Origin of the sequence: Rossellomorea aquimaris, assembly GCF_001877785.1 — a bacterium.
Taxonomy (GTDB): domain Bacteria; phylum Bacillota; class Bacilli; order Bacillales; family Bacillaceae_B; genus Rossellomorea; species Rossellomorea aquimaris_A.
The window spans coordinates 25,503-39,289 of the sequence record NZ_MINN01000074.1 but is presented as its reverse complement, the minus strand read 5'-3'; the positions used below and the strand labels follow the sequence as shown (position 1 = coordinate 39,289).

The window sequence follows — 13,787 nt, the reverse complement described above, 5'->3', positions numbered from 1 at the left end:
GGTTGGTCAACTTGATCATTATTCTCGGAATATCAGCAGGTATGTTCTTAGTGGATTTAAAAGCTTTAAAGAAAAAAAAGAAAGAGCTCATTATCTATTTGACGATCCTTACCTTTGGAATCGGCCTCTTTGCTGCAGAAGCGTTTCATTTGGAAATTCCCAATCCGTTGAATGTCATCATCTTTCTATTTAAACCAATGACCCAATGGATCAACAGCTTCTTTAAGTAGAGCTAGGAGAGATAATATGAATGGTCCGTTAGAAAAAATATCCCCCCGCCAGTTTAAGCTTTTAGTTCTATTTTTTTCGGTAGGGAGTTCGATTCTGCTGGTCCCCCCTTCTCTGATTCAATCAAGTCAACATGATGGATGGATATCCGGCCTTATTGGGGTGGCGGTTGGTATAGGTGTGATCATGATATATCTGGGATTGATAAAGGCTTATCCAGGGGAATCGCTGTTTTCTATATTTAACAAAATATACGGGAGAGTTGCAGGAAAAGCAGTATCTTCTTTATATTTAGTATTCATTTTTTTACTCACCTGTGAAGTCGTTAGTAATATGGGAGATTTTATGACTACACAGATCATGATAGAAACTCCGAAAGAATATATTCATCTCTTATTTATGCTGCCAATTATATACGGAGTCATAAAAGGCCTGGAGGTGATCGGGAGGTCTGCAGAAGTCATTTATCCTACTTTCCTGATCCTATTGGTTTTATTAATTGTCTTTATTATCCCTGAAGGACAATTCAGGAATTTGGAACCAGTATTGGGAGAAGGTTTGAAACCTGTATTGAACGGATCTTTCTCCATCTTGACTGTACCGTATCTAGAGCTGTTCATTTTAACGATGATATCCCCCCATGTAAGTGAAAAAAAAGAAGTCGGTAAGTCCTTTATCATTGGAGGATTGATAGGGGGAATGATTCTTGTCATCACCACATTCCTTATCTTAATAGTATTGGGTTACTCATTTTCTTCACTCGTTCCATTTCCCACCTATGTTCTCGCCAAGAAGATCAATATTGCAGATTTTCTGCAGAGAGTGGAAATTATTGCTGCTGCCGTTTGGATCATCAGTATATTTTTCAAGGTGATTATTTGTTTTTATTCAACAGTGACAGGTCTGGGTGAACTGTTGGGTTTTCAAAACAAAAAAATCCTTACCTATCCGATAGGAGTCTGCGTGTTCTACTTTTCTGTTTACATCTATCCGAATATCGCCTTTTTTACCATGTTTGTCTCTGATGTAATCCTCTCTTATTCATTGTTGTTTGGATTATTCATTCCATTGATTTCTCTTATCATGATTCCTATTAAGAAAAAAATCGAAAAAACCTCTAAGAATGCAGAAGGAGTTGGAGGAAATGCAGGATGAGAAACAGGTAATATCATCACGGCAGCTGCAGATTCTGGTGGTCATGTTTACATGCGGAAGTTCCATTTTGCTGATTCCCCCGGCGCTTTTACAAGCAGAAAATGATGGCTGGATCTCAGGTTTTTTGGGTCTTGGCTCCGGCATTTTAATCGTATTGTTATACATACACATGGCTAAAGTATTTTCCTGCCGGACACTTTATGAAGCGAATGAACGGATATTCACTACGTACGCAGGGAAATTTGTTAATGCTCTTTATTTCTTATATTTTTTCTTTCTCAGTGCACAAGTACTCAGTAATATGGGGGATTTTATCACTCAGTCAATCATGATTGAAACTCCAAAAGAGTATATACATCTTCTTTTCCTGGTTCCGGTGATATATGGGGTCAAGCAAGGAATAGAAGTAATGTCTCGTTTCGCAGAAACCTTATATCCAACATTCATTATTTTGTTCATCATCTTTATTCTGCTATTGATACCTGATATCGAACTTAAGCAGCTTGAACCTGTAATGAGTGCGGGTGTAAAACCCATAATACAAAGTTCATTATCGTTCCTGTCTCTCCCATTCTTAGAGTTTCTGGTGTTTCTTATCATCATTCCCTGTGTGAATACAAAAGTGGATATTAAAAAGGTAATGATAAAGGGCTCCTTAATGGGCGGGGTATCACTGATCATCCTAACGTTCCTTGTGATCAGTGTGATTGGACACGAAGTTGCATCTATGTATTCCTACCCAACCTTCATATTAGCCAAGCAAATTAACATTGCAGATTTTCTGCAAAGAGTAGAAGTGCTCATCGCTGCGATTTGGATCATCAGTCTGTTTGTAAAATTACTAATCTGCTACTACGTCAGCTGCATAGGCATTTGCTCTATTTTTTCAATAAAAAACCCAAACACGGTAGCCTTTCCACTTGGAATTGTGCTTTGGTATCTTGGAAATATCGTATATCCTGACAACGCATACTTCTCAACGTTTATTAAAGTCTCACTTTCTTACAAGCTGATTTTAGGAATAGGGGGACCTTTATTGATTCTTTTACTAGCAAAGATCAGGAAAAAGCAGCTGGGTTGAGTTGGGGAGGCAAAGCGAGAGCGTGCATTGTGGGTTGACTGCGGTTGAACGGGGTTGAATGGGTTATGAACGGAGATACGGCATTGGGTATAATCGGAGGTAGATATATGTTTTTGATAATATATTTCCTTTATTGATAATAAATGAGGTATTTTTGATAATATATCCAGATTTTTGATAATATCCGTCCCGGTTTTGATAATATCTCTTTCCGCTGCAGAGGAAATACCCCCGGTTTAAGCGGACATTTCTCTTTCACTCCAGGTTTGATTCATTAATCCGGGTTGTTTGACTAAATAACATATGACTGCATCCACATTTTTAAAAAATCTCTTATCAAGATAAACAAGTTTGGTCGTTGCCCCCTTGCTTTATTGCATCTGCCGCCCCGGAATCAGGACGTGATTTTGAAGTTAGAAATTAGACTAGAGAGATAGCCAGGGATGGAAATTATCCTGCTTTTCCGGATAAAACGTCGGACTTGACCGTGTATGATGAAACTCTCTGATGTTTTGGTCCGTTTTTTTAACACAAGTGGCAGAGTGAGACCCGTCCTCACTTTACCCACTAGATCCGTTCCCACGCTCCTAATCCGTCTTCCCGGCCTTTTTTGGATGTTTTTCAAAATAAAGAAAGATCCTTGTAATGACTATGGCCATAATCAAGATGCCAAGATAATTGAGAAAGAGATAAAAGAAATTCATGCCATTACCCAGTTGGATATAATCCCATGCGTTCATGACAGGCTTGAATAAGAAAGCGAAAAACACACAGGTCAAAACACCGTAAAGAAATACATTTTTATTGTTATTGATACACCACTGGTAGACAAGCATGAAGGTGACCGGGACAAGTGAAGCATCCAGGGCAAAGTTAACGGGCAAAACAGGTATCACCTGAAATGGATAATAGACGTGCCCCGTCCTCATGGCGATCGCATCGGAATATGTAAACCAGGTATGGATATTGAACCCATAAAACCCTATTTGAAAGGCCTTCGTCCGGTCGATTTTAAAATAAATAATGACAAGAGGAACCACCAGCATCGAAGTAATCACCCAGAATGGGACGGTATCAAAACCAGAGAAGTCTTTCCAATAGTCCAGCCACATGGAAACAACCTTCTCTTGTTGTTCCAGTATCACATCGAGCCTATTTTCCTGATTTTTTGTAATCAACATTACCCACTCCAGCATAGTCTTTTATGCTAGTATTGGTTAAAAACATTGTTAATATCAATAAAATTTCAGGATAGAAGACAGCTGCCAGTTTTGGCTCTCACCGCAATTTTATTTACAATAGACCGACCAATTAAAAGCAAGCACACTCTTTTCAACGGTGGGGATCTTATTGTTGTCAATACAAGCGTTTTCCGCCAAGTTAAGCGAGCTATAATTCATTGCTGCTGAAAGTATTATAAAAGTTAAGACCATACAACTTAACCCAGCCTTTTTCGTCATCATTTACTCATTCCTTTTATCGTTTTTTCAACATAAATCCGATCCTCTAATCCCTATTAATTTCTATCAAGTCCATATCCGGAGCAAGAAACTCACTACTCCCGATTGAAAAATCACACTGCTTACGATCCATTTCAGCATATTGTATTGCCTTACCATCATGCAGAAAGACCAATAAATAGATATCATCCCTGCTTCTGAGATTGCTTCGGTCTTCAAACTCAACACCCATTTGTTTTTCCATCTGTTCCTGAGGAGTGTAAGGATGGAATAAGAATGCCTGATCCCATTTGAAATCTGTGAGGGGGGCAACCGTTATTTCACTATTCTTTTCATTTTCAACAACTGTATATATTGACTCTTCTAAGTCTTTATTATGGAGAACCTTATTCTGGTTACATCCCGTTAAAACCAGTATGAGCAGGGATGCCATAATCTTTTTCTTCAAATAAAATCTCCTGCTTTCTTATGATAAGTCAATCTCCATCCCCCTCGTCTTAGTCTTTAAATTCATAGATTCATAGAATTTTATAGCACTCTCATTAAATTCCCATACCGACAGTTCCAATGAGTCAGCTCCTGTGCTCTTTACAAACTCCACTATTCTCTCGAAAAACAGTTTTCCGACACCTTTTCCCCGGTATTTCCGGTCGACACCGAAATCGTCCATGTAGACTACTGTCCTTGGGATGAGGATGGGTCTTTCCGCAGTATTTTTGATTGTGAGGATAGAATATGCGACCGGCTGCTCTTCTTCCAATACGAATACCTTTGTGTGTTCCCGGTCGATCAAGCTGTCGAAATACTCCCTGTCCAATGTGATATCCGCCATCTTATAATGGTCCGGCCGTTCCTTTGTATGTAGTTCGTGTACTTGTTTTTGTATGTGATGAATGGCGTCATAATCTCTTCTAGCGGCTTCCCTCATATGCAGATCCATGATTCTGTTGTCCCCTATCTTTTTCTGTTTTGCATGCTCATAAATTTTTTCCATTATTTACAATAGTATCATACCACATAAAAAAACAGGCCCTCTTAATAATTGAAAGCCTGCCTTATCGTCAATTTAATTTAATCGGCGAATGTAAATCTTCAAAATCCCGATAGGATCGGTGTGAAACGAATTTCTTCCCGTTTGTATAGCCATCCAGCTGCAAAATCCGGTCTTCCCTGGTTTCCAAATAAAGCTGATAGTTGTCCATATTCAGTGTGTAAAACATGTAGCTGTTGCCGAGTAAATGCTTTTCCATCACCTCGGTGTCAGGGTGCTGCTTAACAAACTCTGCCAATTCCGGGACCGCAGAGCTTGGAATATCAGCAATGGAATAGAACCTCTCCTTCATATTGTCTGTTAACGCGTGCATTGCATGCAGCGCCCTGTCCTTAAAATCGCTTCCATTCAATTCCATAATACCACTCCTCATTCTTTATTATGAAGAGTCTCCAATATGGCATAATAAATTCTCTTATTAAAATATCCTTTGAACATTTTAATTTTCATTATAAAAATGGAGCATATTATCGATAGGAGGTGACATGATGGCTGACAAAAAGAAAACTCCCGAAGAGGTCGAACAATACAGAGCCTTAGATCATGGCAAGAAAGATGATCGACACAATGATAATGCGAGGGCTTCGGCAGCTCTTGAACAGGAGTTCCCACGGGTAAATACGGATAATATTTAAATGCAGAATACAATTCGCAGTTGAGGACCTTGCTCCCTGACATCATCGTACCGGGGGGAGCAGATCCATTCCCGAGATTTTTCGACAAGTGGCTTGTATTTTTGAAATGTGGACCGTAAATGTGGAAAGTGGCTCGTATTTTTTAAAAGTGGCTCGTAAATCCTGAAAGTGGCTCGTATTTTAATACTGCCGGAATTCAGGTACCTGGTGACTGTTCTAATCCTGGTTTTTATGAGGGCTCCAACAAAAAATTCTCATAAAAAGAAAAAGTAGAGCGGGAACAGCTCCCACTCTACCAAAATTACTGGAACTGACCTCTTCAAACGCGGCCCGTCCCTATTCTCATACGATCTATACCACCGAAGCTTTCACTTTCTCCTCTTCATCCTCATCCACAACGGCCGACCCGACGATATCGCCCATCACATTGGAAGCCGTTCCGCCCATTCCGATGAGCGCATCCACACCTGCTATGAGTGCGACAATTTCCAACGGTAAACCGAACATCGTCAAGACCGCTGACAGCGTGACAAGCCCTGCTGCCGGAACTCCCGAGGTTCCGATGGAAAGAAGGGTCCCGACCAGAACGATCGTCAACAGATCGGTGACTGAAAGCTGTAAGTTTGTCACGTTTGCCGCGAAGACAATCGAAACACCCATCCTTAGCGCACCGCCGTCTGAATTGAAGATGGCTCCGAGCGGAAGGGCAAAATTCGCCGTCTTATCGGAGACGCCTGCTTTCTTGGCTGACTGAATGGCAACCGGCAGGGACGCAATGCTGCTCGAGGTGAAAAAGGCTGTACTGTATGCTTCTTTCGTTTTCTTGAAGAAATGGAGAACCGGTTGACCCGACCACTTCAAGAAGCCTGCATACACGATGATCCAAAGAAGGATGATTCCTGCATAAAAGACCCCTACGAAACCTGCGAGAGACTGGATGGTTTCCCATCCCTGCTAGCCGAACGTAGCCGCACTTATGGCGAATACACCGAAAGGCGCGTATGCAAGAACCCCTTTCAGGAGGATGTAGAACATTTCATTGAATGCAGCAAACACCTTATCAAGAAGATTTCCGTACTCCGTCATCGTGTTATCTGAAGCAAACTTCATCCATGAAATTGCAATCCCCATGATCACGGCAAGAAACATGATCGCAAGGGTGTCTCCCCCGGCAAAAGCCTGGAACATGTTGTCCGGAATGATTTGAAGCAGAACATCCGAGAAATGTGGCGTTTGGGGTTCTTCAACTTGTGCGTCCGGCAGCGATAAATTCATCCCCGGATTGAACCAGAAGGCCAATCCAAGACCAATGAAAACCGCAGCAGCCGTCGTCGCTGTATAATAGAGAATCAATTTCCAGCCCATCCTGCCAAGCTGGGTGACACTCATCTTATTCACTGCCTGCACCACCGTAAGGAAGATAACCGGAATCGCAATCAAACTTAAAAGATGGATCAAAACGGTTCCGAATGGTTTCAGGACTTCAGCATCCGCTTTGAAAATCAGACCGGCGGCGATTCCAAGAAGGAATCCGACAGACATTTTCAAAACAAATGGTACCTTCATATATTGCTTCCATATGTACTTCATTTTATCTACGCCTTTACTAGTTTTTTAGAGACCTATTATATCACTTATTAAGGAGAGGAACGGTACTTTTCCATGCAAAGCTGCAACTTTTACGGAAAGTGGTTTCGCTCCCCTAACTCTCTATATAGGTGTAACGACTCAATCTTTAACGACTCGTAATGCACACATGAGCCTGAAGGACCAGGAAGATAGCTTCAACCTTTGTGGATTGTGAAAATTTACAATATTTTTACTTGTTTGAAGGTTATTCCATCCACTATCATTTCAAGTAGAAGCAACTCAGCTCATGACCTGCCCTCTCAAAAATCACTTCACTGTTTGGACTGCCGGCTCACTATTAACATCTCATTCTTTCAGATGAGGATGTTGATATAAAAAATTACATACAGGAGGCATACCCATGCTAAAGAAATCGTTGTTTTTTGTTGTTGCACTGCTGCTCTCGTTCGCTTTATTCCTGCCGGCCGCATTTGCTTTCCCGCCCGGTACCCCGTCCAAATCAACGGTCCAGTCACAATTGAACGCGCTCACTGTGAAATCCGAAAGTTCCATGACCGGCTACTCGCGGGACAAGTTCCCCCACTGGATCGGTCAGGGGAACGGATGTGATACCCGCCAGCTCGTACTGCAGCGCGACGCCGACTACTACAGCGGCAGCTGCCCGGTGACGTCCGGAAAATGGTACAGTTACTATGACGGGGTCACGTTCACAGATCCGTCCGACCTTGATATCGACCACGTCGTCCCGCTTGCGGAAGCCTGGCGCTCAGGTGCGAGCAGCTGGAGCACACAGAAGCGCGAAGACTTCGCCAATGACCTCAGCGGCCCTCAGCTGATTGCCGTCAGCGCCAGCTCCAACCGGTCCAAAGGCGACCAGGACCCATCCACATGGCAGCCGACACGCTCCGGAGCAGCCTGCGGTTACTCCAAGTGGTGGATCAGCACGAAATACAAATGGGGATTAAGCCTGCAGTCTTCTGAGAAGAGTGCCCTTCAAGGCATGCTCAATAGCTGCGTTTACTAATTCGGATCAAGCAAATTCCCGTACGTTCGGCACGTACGGGAATTGTTCCGGTCAAACCGTAAGAATGGAGGACTACATTTGAACAAGAAATCAACCATTTTCACAGCAACACACGGCGTCATGACCGCCGAAGTCGGCGTGATCACCGGAGAGCTTGAACTTGTCACCACCTGTGATGATGACGGTCTGTTGACACTCTCGATCACCTATGTCGGAGCCGAGGAATGGTATACATTGCCCGGCGGAGAATACCGCCTCAACGACCCGCGCGATCATGAGGTCGTCCACCGGATGCTGGCTTCGGTGTTGGAGCGGCCTTGAAGTTTTAGAAAAGCTTGCGATAAAAACATTCGGGTGGTCCGGATGTTTTTTATTTTGAAAAATTCCTTGCAGTTGAAGTTTTCTGAAGAAAAGTCTTATGCCTGTCGAAGGTGAGGAATCTGGCTCTTTTACGTCCTTCTTTTCGCGAAGATTTTTCGACAAGTTTGTTGATAAACAGAAAAAGGGGAATGTATTTTTAAAAAGCTGCACGCAAATTCAGATAGTGGGACGTATTTTCTGGAAGTGGAATGTAAATGAGGAAAGTGGAATGTATTTTCTATTTAAGCAAGCGGTTTTAGCATATACCAGATAGCCATCTCCCAGTTATTCACGGTGGAATCCAGTCATAAAGTTCAATTATTTGAGAAAAAAAGAAAAAAGCAGGGCCGAACCTGCCCCATTCTACTCTTCTTTAAACATCGAATACTTTCGATAAGCTTTATAGAAACTACTGCCGAATAAAACTACCAAAAATGCAGGGGTCAACTTCAACAGGACAAATGGGGTTTCGAATATAAATGCCTTCCAAAACAATGAACCTTCCATATTCCACAATCCATCATGATAGAATCCGGAATCCTTGTAAAGCATGAGTGAATAGGCTAAAAAAAGCATTCCAAACGAAAACGAATAATTCTTCAATCTTTTATAATAATGCCTTTTTGATTGGCGGTCCGAGAAAATTTCATTCTGATGATCATCTTCTTTTTGCCAATATCGAATCCTGCTAAGCCAGGGACCGTCAATATAATTCCAGCCGAAGTCTTCATAGATCTCTTTGTACTCTTTGAACCTTTCCTTTGAAAGGGAATCTTGATAATCAAGACGCATCACATATCCCTTGTCGCTTCGTTCAAAAGTATAAAATCCCAGGCCGCTGATATTTGTACAGCGGTAGCCTTTTTGCAGCTGCTCGTTCAGCCAGCGCTCCTCTTTTTCAATATCAATGAACATCTTAAATTTCTTCATTCGATTCACTTCCTTCGTACAGGGATAAAATATGCAGTAACCTCTCTCTTTCCGATTCCAAAACAGCCTTCCCTTCTGCGGTGATCTTATAAATTTTTTTCCGGCCATGCTCTCCAACCGGTTCGATCCAAGCATGCTTATTCAAGTTTTCAAGCGCACCATATAATGTCCCGGCTGCTAAAATAACCGTGCCGTTACTCAACTCCTCTATCTTCTGCATGGCGGCATAGCCGTGTAAAGGCTCTCGCAGAGCAAGCAAAATATAATGCATGGTTTCTGACAACGGTAATAATTTATGTTTCAACTTTTCACCCTCTATTCAGTTCGACTATATAGTTCAACTTAATAATAGGATAATACAGTTGAACTGAATAGTCAATATGTTTTACAAATTTAGTAAAAAGAAATCGATTACGGAGATTTAGGAGCTGACACCAGGAAAGGGGCAGCTGCATACATGTCGAGGCGTGCCCTAAACGACTTTGATCCGGAGATTTTCAAAAAGGGAAAAGTGGCTTGTATTTTTCAGAAATGAAACGTAAATCCTGAAAATGGGATGCGCTTCAAATTAGAAGATGTTTACAAATCCTGAACAGAGTCCTATGACTCTTTCAAACCATGATACAGATATATAAGTGGATAAATTTTAATAAAACGCCCATTTAGTCTGAAAAAAATAGAGCGGGAACTGTGTCCCTACTCTACCTGCCAGCTTATGGATTTGAAACAAACATTATCTCGAGTTTACGGGGGTCCACCTTTATATTATTTTTCCCACCTTTCCATCTCTTTTCCCAGCGCCAACAATCCTTCCTCCATCCATTCTTCATTCTTCCTGAGAATCCCGTCGATCGTATACTGAATTTGATCGAAAGTGACAAAGCAAGAGATTTTTTTCATCCGCTCTTCTACGTCCGAATATCCCAGCGAACATAATAAATCCCTGGTGAATGCCTTTCCACAATCCTCCATGGTATAAAGAAATTCATAATCGGGGTCGCATAGGCACATATCCCCGAAATCGATAATTCCCGTTAATTTACCTGTTTTGCTGTCAATAAGGAAATGATCGGGGGAAAGATCTCCATGAATCAATGCGGGTGTATACTTGTGATAATCCGGATATTGCAAAAACGCGTGAAACCGGTCAGAAACGTAGTCTTTTGTTTTGTCGTCAATAAGAGGGAACACTTTTTCTTTTGCTTCCTTAAACAGCTGCAGGTACTTTTTTTCAAGGTTTACGGCAGGAACAGCCCTGGATTCAACAGGTCCAACTGGAAAGGCTTGCATTTTTTTTATAAAATCAGCAAGGGATCCGATCAGATTCCGGACTTGAACTGGACTGAGTGCTGCAATTGAATCTTCCTCCAACAAATCACCCGAAAGCTTCCTATACCCGACAAAATAAAGCCCATTTGCCTGCCTGCCAATATAATCAAATGATGGAATCGCCAAAGACAGTGTCGGCTGAATGTCAGGCAGCAGCTTGATTTCCTTTTCAAGATCCCGGGAGGCCTGTCCGTTCTTCGCAAAACGGAATGCCCACTGCTCATTGACTTCAAGGACGATGCTCATCCTCCCTTCACCGAGCAGATGAACCGTTTCCACGTGAAAATCAGGGAAATTACGGGTTATTTCATTTATATAATGTCTGTTATCGTCCATTTTCAGGACCCCTCCCCATTCCTATTCCATTTTAAATCGGTAGCCTACGCCCCAAATGGTTTCAATTAATTCAGGTTCCGCGGGATCCTGCTCGATCTTCTCCCGGATTTTCCTGATGTGGACGGTGACCGTCGTGATGTCCCCGAGCGAGTCATATCCCCAGATCCGCTCGAATAGATGTTCTTTACTGAAGACTCTGTCAGGATGGGTTGCCAGGAACACCAATAAATCGAACTCTTTTGCGGTAAATGCTTTTTCTTCATTGTCGAAGAATACTCTCCGGGAATCGAGGTCCACCCTGATGTTCCTGATCTCGATCTCATTTTTCCGGGCTTCACGATTGATTAACCGGTCATATCGTGAAATATGCGCTTTCACCCTTGCGACAAGCTCACTTGGTGTAAAGGGCTTCACGATATAATCATCCGCCCCGCGGTCGAATCCCCTGATTTTATCAATGTCTTCTTTTCGTGCGGTCACCATGAGAATCGGGATATCCAGGAATTCCCGCAGCTTTTTGCATAATTCAAATCCGTCGATACCCGGAAGCATCAGGTCTAATAAAATAAGGCTGTAAGAATGAGTCCTTGCCAGGTTCAGTCCTTCCTCCCCGGTCAAAGCGATATCACTGTCAAAACCGTTAACCTCCAGATAATCCCTCTCCAGTTCAGCTATATCCGTCTCGTCTTCAATAATCAATATTTTCTGCACGCTCATTCACCTTTTTCATAGTAAAATAAATACTCGTCCCCACTCCCGGCTCACTCACTGCCCAGATTTTCCCGCCGTGGTTTTCGATGATTTTTTTGGCAATCGAGAGCCCGAGCCCGGTGCCGCCCGTGGCTGAATTTCTCGATTCGTCCGTCCGGTAGAAGCTGTCAAAGATATGGGCGATATCCTTTTTCGGGATTCCGCTCCCATTATCTTTGATTTCCACCTGGACCTCATCCCTGCTTTCACTAAGGATGACCTGAATTTCTTTCACTGATTTATCCATATACTTCAGACTGTTTTGTGTGATATTCATGACGACCCTGTTTAATTTTTCCCTGTCCGCTTCCACGAGATAGGATTGCAGCGGGTCATGGATCAGTACTGCTTTACCGTGGTCTTTTTCAAGCGTTATTGAAAGTTCTTCAATGAAATCACTAAAATAATCGTCTAGTTTTACTTTTTCAAACGTAAATGGCATTTGTTCAAGGTCCAGTTTGGAATAGAGAAACAGTTCATCAATGAGCGCATGCATATCATCAGCATTTTTTTCAATCTTGGACAGATAGCGATGCAGCTTCTCAGGAGTGCCCGCCACACCATCCTGAATACCGCTGACGTACCCTTTGATCGAGGTCAATGGAGTCTTTAAATCATGCGAAATACTGGCAATGAGTTCCTGGCGATTCAGCTCGTACTGATGTTGAACTGCTGCTGCTTCCTTCAGTTTCAGCCTCATGTCTTCAAAGGTATTGGATAATTGACCCAGCTCATCCTTTTGACCTGAAGCACAGCTGTAATCGAGTTCGCCTTCACTGATCTTTTTTGCCGCCATGGATAATTTCTTTATCGGCTCAAGGATACTCCTTGAAATAGAATAGGTCAGGGTGCCGTTGGTGATGACCAGTATCACGATCATGGCCCCAAAACGAAACGTTTGAAAGACTTGCATGTCATCCCCTTCAGGCTCCCTTCCAAGCAGATAGAAAAACAAATACCCGGCAGCGAGTTCAACAATGATTAAACAGAGAATCGGTATGACAATCATTCCGATATTGGATAAAATCAGTTTTTTCTTTATGGACACCGCTCCATCACCTCCTCGTTCACACTTACATGTTCCTTGTAAGTATCGGAAAAGCTGGACATTTATCCAGTTTCCAACAGCGGATGGTCCGGCAAGCATACATATTATTTACTAACTTCACTTTGATTAATTTTTTTTGCTGTCATAAAACGATCAAACTTAATAAATCCTATGAAGATGAAAAGTGATCCGAAGATATTACACATGACCCTGAACCAATGCACGATCTTGAATTCCTTCACCGTCTGTTTTAGAAATTCAACAGAATGGACATCAGCACCTTTAATAAACATGATTTCATTCCGCGGCCACTCAAACACGATGGAGGCTGCCCCTTCCAATATGATTGCCAGCAGGCTGAAGAGGACCCATTTTCTTGCCGGTTTCACTTTCCATACAAAGATTCCTGCCAGAACACCTGTCAGGATACTGACGAATCCCAAAGGCGGAAAATAAGTATGGGGGCTTGCAATCTGCATCCAATCCATGGATGATTCCAATGTCTCAGGTACGTTGTGGAAAATATTCGGATAAACCATAAACGTATTAAGCAAGATGCCCCCCAGCATGATCCACTGAATCCAGAGGTGGGATAAAACTGAGTAATAACCTACTTTTTTTGCCATTCTAAAAACTCCTTATCAATGCACGTTTTTGCCGCCGCATCGGCTGACATGTACTCATTGTAAGGAGCAAATCTAAACGAATTCTTATGTAGTTCTTAATTAATTCTTAAATGTTAGACATAGAAAGATGCAAACCTAGGGGATAACATCAAAACGCTTTGGTGGAGGTGAAGTCGGGGTAACC

16 protein-coding genes and 1 pseudogene are annotated in these 13,787 nt (G+C 42.3%); 6 read left to right on the top strand and 11 right to left on the bottom strand.

Translation table 11 applies throughout. The annotated features are described in order from the left end of the window. Nucleotides 1-2: 2 nt before the first annotated feature. Genes BHE18_RS04065 through BHE18_RS04055 form a run of 3 tightly spaced genes read left to right on the top strand, consistent with a single transcriptional unit; the run spans nt 3 to nt 2,464 of the window. The gene (locus tag BHE18_RS04065) at nt 3-230 is read left to right on the top strand and encodes a hypothetical protein (protein WP_071617357.1); all 228 of its coding nucleotides are present in this window, start codon (nt 3-5) and stop codon (nt 228-230) included. A gap of 16 nt (nt 231-246) precedes the next feature. Beyond that, complete coding sequence (locus tag BHE18_RS04060) at nt 247-1,383, top strand: GerAB/ArcD/ProY family transporter (RefSeq protein ID WP_071617356.1); 1,137 nt, start codon at nt 247-249, stop codon at nt 1,381-1,383. Continuing rightward, the gene (locus tag BHE18_RS04055) at nt 1,373-2,464 is read left to right on the top strand and encodes a GerAB/ArcD/ProY family transporter (protein WP_071617355.1); all 1,092 of its coding nucleotides are present in this window, start codon (nt 1,373-1,375) and stop codon (nt 2,462-2,464) included. The genes BHE18_RS04060 and BHE18_RS04055 overlap by 11 nt, the downstream gene beginning before the upstream one ends. Before the next feature lie 587 nt (nt 2,465-3,051). Here the strand turns inward: BHE18_RS04055 and BHE18_RS04050 are convergent. The 4 genes from BHE18_RS04050 to BHE18_RS04035 all read right to left on the bottom strand — a co-directional run bounded on the left by BHE18_RS04050 (nt 3,052) and on the right by BHE18_RS04035 (nt 5,333). After that, nucleotides 3,052-3,645, bottom strand: a complete 594-nt coding sequence (locus BHE18_RS04050) for a hypothetical protein (protein ID WP_141771808.1) — start codon at nt 3,643-3,645, stop codon at nt 3,052-3,054. Between the two features lie 325 nt (nt 3,646-3,970). Further along, nucleotides 3,971-4,372, bottom strand: coding sequence for a hypothetical protein (locus BHE18_RS04045; protein WP_071617354.1), 402 nt, complete (start codon nt 4,370-4,372; stop codon nt 3,971-3,973). Between the two features lie 18 nt (nt 4,373-4,390). After that, on the bottom strand, nt 4,391-4,864 hold the full coding sequence (locus BHE18_RS04040; protein ID WP_071618221.1) for a GNAT family N-acetyltransferase: 474 nt from the start codon (nt 4,862-4,864) through the stop codon (nt 4,391-4,393). A gap of 121 nt (nt 4,865-4,985) precedes the next feature. After that, on the bottom strand, nt 4,986-5,333 hold the full coding sequence (locus tag BHE18_RS04035; protein WP_083573610.1) for a hypothetical protein: 348 nt from the start codon (nt 5,331-5,333) through the stop codon (nt 4,986-4,988). Between the two features lie 127 nt (nt 5,334-5,460). On the opposite strand from BHE18_RS04035, the gene BHE18_RS23125 reads away from it, so the two are divergent. Then, nucleotides 5,461-5,610, top strand: a complete 150-nt coding sequence (locus tag BHE18_RS23125) for a hypothetical protein (protein ID WP_171910648.1) — start codon at nt 5,461-5,463, stop codon at nt 5,608-5,610. A gap of 351 nt (nt 5,611-5,961) precedes the next feature. On the opposite strand, the pseudogene BHE18_RS04030 reads toward BHE18_RS23125, so the two are convergent. After that, nucleotides 5,962-7,152, bottom strand: a pseudogene (locus BHE18_RS04030) (dicarboxylate/amino acid:cation symporter). Between the two features lie 448 nt (nt 7,153-7,600). Here BHE18_RS04030 and BHE18_RS04025 point away from each other — a divergent pair. Both BHE18_RS04025 and BHE18_RS04020 read left to right on the top strand, forming a co-directional pair. Then, nucleotides 7,601-8,224, top strand: coding sequence for an HNH endonuclease family protein (locus BHE18_RS04025; RefSeq protein ID WP_071617353.1), 624 nt, complete (start codon nt 7,601-7,603; stop codon nt 8,222-8,224). A 42-nt stretch (nt 8,225-8,266) separates the two neighbouring features. Further along, nucleotides 8,267-8,545, top strand: a complete 279-nt coding sequence (locus BHE18_RS04020) for a hypothetical protein (protein WP_235860246.1) — start codon at nt 8,267-8,269, stop codon at nt 8,543-8,545. Nucleotides 8,546-8,947: 402 nt separating this feature from the next. Here the strand turns inward: BHE18_RS04020 and BHE18_RS04010 are convergent, their stop codons facing one another. From BHE18_RS04010 to BHE18_RS03985, 6 genes are all read right to left on the bottom strand, one after another. Next, complete coding sequence (locus BHE18_RS04010; RefSeq protein WP_071617351.1) at nt 8,948-9,514, bottom strand: DUF2812 domain-containing protein; 567 nt, start codon at nt 9,512-9,514, stop codon at nt 8,948-8,950. Continuing rightward, nucleotides 9,501-9,818, bottom strand: coding sequence for a PadR family transcriptional regulator (locus tag BHE18_RS04005; protein ID WP_071617350.1), 318 nt, complete (start codon nt 9,816-9,818; stop codon nt 9,501-9,503). The genes BHE18_RS04010 and BHE18_RS04005 overlap by 14 nt, the downstream gene beginning before the upstream one ends. A gap of 461 nt (nt 9,819-10,279) precedes the next feature. Further along, entirely contained in the window at nt 10,280-11,179 is a 900-nt protein-coding gene (locus BHE18_RS04000) for a phosphotransferase family protein (protein ID WP_071617349.1), read from the bottom strand. Nucleotides 11,180-11,200: 21 nt separating this feature from the next. Beyond that, nucleotides 11,201-11,890, bottom strand: a complete 690-nt coding sequence (locus BHE18_RS03995) for a response regulator transcription factor (protein WP_071617348.1) — start codon at nt 11,888-11,890, stop codon at nt 11,201-11,203. Then, the gene (locus BHE18_RS03990) at nt 11,868-12,977 is read right to left on the bottom strand and encodes a HAMP domain-containing sensor histidine kinase (protein WP_071617347.1); all 1,110 of its coding nucleotides are present in this window, start codon (nt 12,975-12,977) and stop codon (nt 11,868-11,870) included. The genes BHE18_RS03995 and BHE18_RS03990 overlap by 23 nt, the downstream gene beginning before the upstream one ends. A gap of 104 nt (nt 12,978-13,081) precedes the next feature. Next, nucleotides 13,082-13,603 carry a hypothetical protein gene (locus BHE18_RS03985; protein ID WP_071617346.1) on the bottom strand — a complete coding sequence of 174 codons (522 nt, stop codon included), beginning with the start codon at nt 13,601-13,603 and terminating at the stop codon, nt 13,082-13,084. Nucleotides 13,604-13,787: the final 184 nt, after the last annotated feature.